The sequence below is a fragment of the Phenylobacterium sp. genome (assembly GCF_031412415.1).
Classification (GTDB): Bacteria; Pseudomonadota; Alphaproteobacteria; order Caulobacterales; family Caulobacteraceae; genus Phenylobacterium.
Map to the genome: position 1 here is coordinate 1 of NZ_JANOCX010000357.1, position 5,099 is coordinate 5,099.

Genomic DNA, 5,099 nt, shown 5'->3' on the forward strand with positions numbered 1-5,099 from the left:
GGGGAGCGGCCTTCTTCAGCTCACCAGATCGCGGAACTCATGGCTGCGCCGCAGCCAGGCGGCCGCATAGCCGCAGATCGGGGTGATCTTCAGCCCCTGGGCGCGGACGTCGGCGGCGAGCGCCGCCATAAGCCGTCCCGAGGCCCCGGTCCCGCGAAGGGGCACGGGGCTCTCCACGTGATCGATATAGAGACGGTCGTCCACGAGCCGGTAGTCGGCCCAGGAGGTCATCCCGTTCTCGTCCATCTCGTAGCGTTGGTCGTCGGTGTTGTTTCGCAGCTGGCTCATCATCGCATCATAACCCCTTCCTTCCCCCGTTCGATCCCGGCTAGCCTGGGGCCGACACCATATCAGGGAGAGCGCGGATGGTTCGGCGGGCATTGACGATGACGGCGGCGGTGCTGGCCCTGGCCGCCTGCGGGAAGACGGACGAGAAAGCCGCCGCGGTCGGCGAGGCGGCGCCCGCCGCGGCCAACGCGCCGGTCTCGGGCCCCGCCGCCATGCCTAAGCGCAAGCCCGGCCTCTGGTCGCAGACCGTGACCATGGCCGAGTTCAGCCAGACCACCCGCATCTGCCTGGACGCCGCGGCCGAGGCCAAGCTCTCCGTCCTGGGCGGCCAGGCGACCCAGGACATGTGCCAGCAGACCACCATGACGCCCAAGCTGGGCGGCGGCTGGACCTTCTCGTCGGTCTGCGACATGGGCTCGGGCGGCAAGACCACCAGCACCGGGACCATCACCGGCGACTTCGACACCAAGTACCGGATGGAGTCGGACTCCACGACCGAGGGCGCCGGCGCGCCTCAGATGAACGGTTCGCGCAAGATGGTGATGGAAGCCGCCTGGCAGGGCCCCTGCCCGGCCGACTTCAAGCCCGGCGACATGGAGATGCCGAACGGCATGAAAATGAACCTGCTGGCCATGGGCGCCATGGCGCCCCCGACGAAGTAGACCGAAAAAATAAACCACGCCCACGGAGCTTCACGGTTTCTCAGGGCGTTCATGGTCCAGTCATCCTAGCTCCGCCATGGGAAACCGTCCCCCACGGCTTCGGTGGGGCGAGGGAGGGGTCCCATGTCCGGCCTGCGCCACCTGTTGCTTCTGGGCTTCGCCACGGCGGGCCTGGCCGCGTGCGGCGAGGCCGATGTCCCGCCGGACCGCCAACCGGGCCTGTGGGAACAGAGCGTCAATGTCGGCGCCGTCTCCCGCGTCACCAACATCTGTCTCAACGACCGGGTCGCCAAGACCGCCGACTGGTGGGGCGCGCAGATGAACCGCGGCAACTGCAAGACCAACAGCTTCAAGGGTCGCGAGGACGGCGGCTGGGACTTTGAATCCACCTGCGACATGGGCACGAACGGCGTGGTCGAGACCAAGGGCGTGGTCTATGGCGACTTCGTCCACCGCTTCATGGTGCGCGGGACCCAGACCACCACTGGCGCCCTGCTGAAGACCGCCAACGGCGTGCGCAAGGTGTCCATCGACGCCAAGTTCCAGTTCGAATGCCCCCAGCCCTATCAGCCGGGCGACATCTGGATCGAGGGCTACAAGCCCAAGCCCGACGAGAGCACGGTCAAGCAGGTCGGGCCGGTGCCGTTCAACGACAACGCCGCCACCATTCCCCAGGTCGTCAGCCTCCGCGAAGCGGCGCAGAAGGCGCAGTAGGCGGCTCTAGACCAGCTCCACCGCCATCGCCGTGGCCTCGCCGCCGCCGATGCACAGGCTGGCCACGCCGCGCTTGCCGCCGCGCGCTTCCAGCGCCGAGAGCAGGGTCGCCAGGATCCGCGCGCCCGAGGCGCCGATGGGGTGACCCAGGGCGCAGGCGCCGCCATTCACGTTGAGCTGGCCGCGATCGAGGCCCAGGTCGCGCTCGGCGATCATGGCGACCACGGCGAAGGCCTCGTTGACCTCCCACAGGTCGACGTCCTTCACGCTCCAGCCGGCCTTGGCGAGCGCCTTCTGCATGGCCGGGACCGGGGCGGTGGTGAATAGGCCGGGCTCCTGGGCATGGCCGGCATGGCTGACCACGCGCGCCACGACCTTCAGGCCCAGCTTCTCGGCCACCGAGGCCCGCGTCAGGACCAGGGCCGCGGCCCCATCGCTGATCGAGGACGCGTTGGCCGCGGTGATCGCCCCGTCCTTGCCGAAGGCCGGCCGCAGGGTCGGGATCTTGGCCGGGTCGGCCTTCATCGGCTGTTCGTCGAGGGCGACCGTCTCAGTCCCCTTGCGGCTGGTCACCTGCACCGGGACGATCTCGCGGGCGAAGGCGCCGCTCTCGACAGCCGCCTTGGCGCGGGTCAGCGAGGAGATCGCGTAGTCGTCCATGGCCTCGCGGGTGAACTGGTAGGCCTTGGCCGTCTCGTCGGCGAAGGAGCCCATCAGCCGGCCGGGATCGTAGGCGTCCTCCAGGCCGTCCAGGTACATGGAGTCAGAGATGGTATCGTGGCCGATCCGCGCCCCGCCCCGGTGCTTGGCCAGCAGGTAGGGGGCGTTGGTCATGCTCTCCATGCCGCCGGCGATGACGATGTCGACCGAACCCGCGGCCAGGGCGTCGTGCGCCATGATCGCGGCCTGCATGCCCGAGCCGCACATCTTGTTGACGGTCGTGGCCTCCACCGACTTTGGCAGGCCCGCCCCCAGCCCCGCCTGGCGCGCCGGCGCCTGGCCCAGGCCCGCGGGCAGAACGCAGCCCATGATGATCTGCTGCACGGCCTGCGGATCGAGCCCAGCCCGCTCCACCGCCGCCCGCACCGCCGCCGCGCCCAGGTCCGTGGCCTTCACGGGGCTCAACACCCCCTGGAAACCGCCCATGGGCGTGCGGGCGTAGGCGGCGATGACGACGGGATCGGCGGCGGACATGGAGGTCTCCTGAAAGTCAGATCGCCCGAACGGTCGCGGCGATGAAACCGCCGCCCAGCACCCGATCGGGGGCCTCGGGGGCGTAGAGCACGCAGGCCTGCCCCGGCGCGACGCCCTCTTCGGGCTCGTCCAGGGCCACGCCGGCCACGCCATCCTCGAAGGTCAGGCGGCCCGGCACGGGTTCGCGGGTCGAGCGCACGCGCGCCAGCACCGGGCGGCCGACGGCCTCGCCGATACTATCGCCCTCGCCCAACCAGTTGATTTCCTTCAGCGTCAGGCCCCGCGTCAGCAGCGCCTCGCGCGGCCCGACGATCACCTGGCGACTGTCGGCGTCGATCCGCACCACGAACAGCGGATCGCCGACCGCGATGTTCAGGCCCCGGCGCTGGCCGATGGTGTAGCGGGTGACGCCCTCGTGGCGGCCCAGCACGCGGCCGTCCATGTGCACCACGTCGCCGGGCTCGGCCCCATGCGGGCGCAACCGGTCGATCACCGTGGTGTAGCGGCCTTCCGGCACGAAGCAGATGTCCTGGCTGTCGGGCTTGTCGGCGGCGGCCAGGCCCAGCTCGGCGGCCACCCGGCGCACCTCCGGCTTGGGCAGCCCGCCCAGGGGGAAGCGCAGGAAGTCGAGCTGGTCGCGAGTCGTGGCGAACAGGAAATAGCTCTGGTCGCGGGCGGGATCGAAGGCCCGACGCAACTCCGGCCCGTCGACGCCCTCGGCGCGGCGGACATAGTGCCCGGTCGCCATCGCCTGAGCGCCCAGGTCGCGGGCGACATCCAGCAGGTCGCGGAACTTGACCGTCTGATTGCAGCGGATGCAGGGGACCGGGGTCTCCCCGCGCAGATAGGCGTCGGCGAACTCCTCGATCACCTGCTGCTTGAAGCGGCTTTCGTAGTCCAGGACGTAGTGGGGGATGTTCAGCGCGTCGGCGGCGGTCCGTGCATCGTGGATGTCCTGGCCCGCGCAGCAGGCGCCCTTCTTCTGCACCGCCGCCCCGTGATCGTAGAGCTGCAGCGTCACGCCCACCACGTCGTAACCGGCCCGCGCCAGCAACGCGGCGGTCACCGTGGAGTCGACCCCTCCGGACATGGCCGCGACCACCCGCGCGCCGGCGGGCAGGCCCACGGCGGCTCGGGCGGCCTCGACGGCGGTGTCGGCGAAAGGCGCGTTCATAGGCGGCTATGTAGACGTTGCCGGCCGGTATTGCGAGATGCGGGCAATTCCCAAATTGTCGGAAACCCGACGATCAGAAATGTCTAAAGCGTGATAGTGACGCTTTGTCGCCGGGTGTATGATCACCAAGTCGTCGGCGAGTAGCGTTTAGGACTACCGGCGGCTGAGAGCTGTGCTCCCACCTGTTTTCCGGAAGGGATGCGCCGATGAATTTTTACCGCCTCTATGTACTGGGCCCGCAAGAACGTGTTTGGGACACGCGAGAATTGCAGTTTTCCGATGACGAGGCCGCCCTCGCTCAAGCCGACGCCCTGCGCCAGGACAACTACGCCGTCGAAGTCTGGACAGGCGAACGCCTGGTCGCCCGCCTGGGCGCGGAGTTCAACCTCTAGCCCTTAAGGCTGCAGGACGTTCAGCAGCGAGCTGTTCTGCAAGCTCAGGAACACCTGCGCCGCGGCCTGGACCGAGAGCTGGGCCTGTTGCAGCGCCGTCGCGGCCAGCGTCATGTCGGCGTCGGTGATCTCGCCGATCATGCCTTGCAGGCTGTCCTGCCGCGAAACCAGGTCCTTCTTCACCGACTCAACCCGCTTCTGGACCATGCCGTTGCGCGCGGTTTCGTTGACGATATCGCGGTGCACCGTGTCCCAGGTCGCCAGCACGCCTTCCAGGAAGGTCTCCTGAGCCGGGGTCAGCACCCCGGTGAACGGCCCCGCGCCGCTTTCCTCGAACACCTGGATGTCCTTGAACGCCTGCAGAAGGTCGGTCCCCAGGTCGTCGGCCAACAGGCCGGTGTTGACCGTCGTCGAGTCGTCGATCTTGGCCTGGGTGATGAACTCGTCGTTGTGGAAGAAGTCCGAGATCAGCGGCGTGCCCGGGTTGGTGAGGTCGGCCAGCGCCGTGGCGGACACCGGCTGGGTGTCGATCTTGCCGCCCGCGAACAGATACTTGCCGCCATAGCGGGAGTTCATGCCCTCGACGCTGTTGCGGAAATAGCCCTGGATGTCCTGCATCAGAGTGTCTGCGCGGCCCGAGGCGAGGGACTCGGCGATCGCCTGGCGAACCCCGTC

Annotated in this window: 7 protein-coding genes; 3 read left to right on the top strand and 4 right to left on the bottom strand. The window is 68.8% G+C overall.

Translation table 11 applies throughout. The features are described 5' to 3' along the window. Positions 1-15: 15 nt before the first annotated feature. The gene (locus RMO04_RS17090; RefSeq protein ID WP_309645971.1) at positions 16-288 is read right to left on the bottom strand and encodes a GNAT family N-acetyltransferase; all 273 of its coding nucleotides are present in this window, start codon (positions 286-288) and stop codon (positions 16-18) included. 77 nt (positions 289-365) lie between these two features. Here RMO04_RS17090 and RMO04_RS17095 point away from each other — a divergent pair, with 77 nt between their 5' ends. After that, positions 366-950 carry a DUF3617 family protein gene (locus RMO04_RS17095; RefSeq protein WP_309645972.1) on the top strand — a complete coding sequence of 195 codons (585 nt, stop codon included), beginning with the start codon at positions 366-368 and terminating at the stop codon, positions 948-950. 123 nt (positions 951-1,073) lie between these two features. Beyond that, complete coding sequence (locus RMO04_RS17100) at positions 1,074-1,664, top strand: DUF3617 family protein (RefSeq protein ID WP_309645973.1); 591 nt, start codon at positions 1,074-1,076, stop codon at positions 1,662-1,664. A gap of 6 nt (positions 1,665-1,670) precedes the next feature. Here the strand turns inward: RMO04_RS17100 and RMO04_RS17105 are convergent, their stop codons facing one another. Both RMO04_RS17105 and mnmA read right to left on the bottom strand, forming a co-directional pair. Then, complete coding sequence (locus RMO04_RS17105) at positions 1,671-2,858, bottom strand: acetyl-CoA C-acyltransferase (RefSeq protein ID WP_309645974.1); 1,188 nt, start codon at positions 2,856-2,858, stop codon at positions 1,671-1,673. Positions 2,859-2,874: 16 nt separating this feature from the next. Then, positions 2,875-4,032, bottom strand: a complete 1,158-nt coding sequence (gene mnmA / locus RMO04_RS17110) for a tRNA 2-thiouridine(34) synthase MnmA (protein WP_309645975.1) — start codon at positions 4,030-4,032, stop codon at positions 2,875-2,877. 266 nt (positions 4,033-4,298) lie between these two features. Here mnmA and RMO04_RS17115 point away from each other — a divergent pair, with 266 nt between their 5' ends. Beyond that, positions 4,299-4,424: a hypothetical protein gene (locus tag RMO04_RS17115; RefSeq protein WP_309645976.1), complete on the top strand. Its 126-nt coding sequence runs from the start codon at positions 4,299-4,301 to the stop codon at positions 4,422-4,424. Between the two features lie 3 nt (positions 4,425-4,427). On the opposite strand, the gene RMO04_RS17120 is transcribed toward RMO04_RS17115, so the two are convergent. Further along, positions 4,428-5,099, bottom strand: a 672-nt coding sequence (locus tag RMO04_RS17120) for a flagellin (protein WP_309645977.1), incomplete at its 5' end; no start/stop codon positions are given.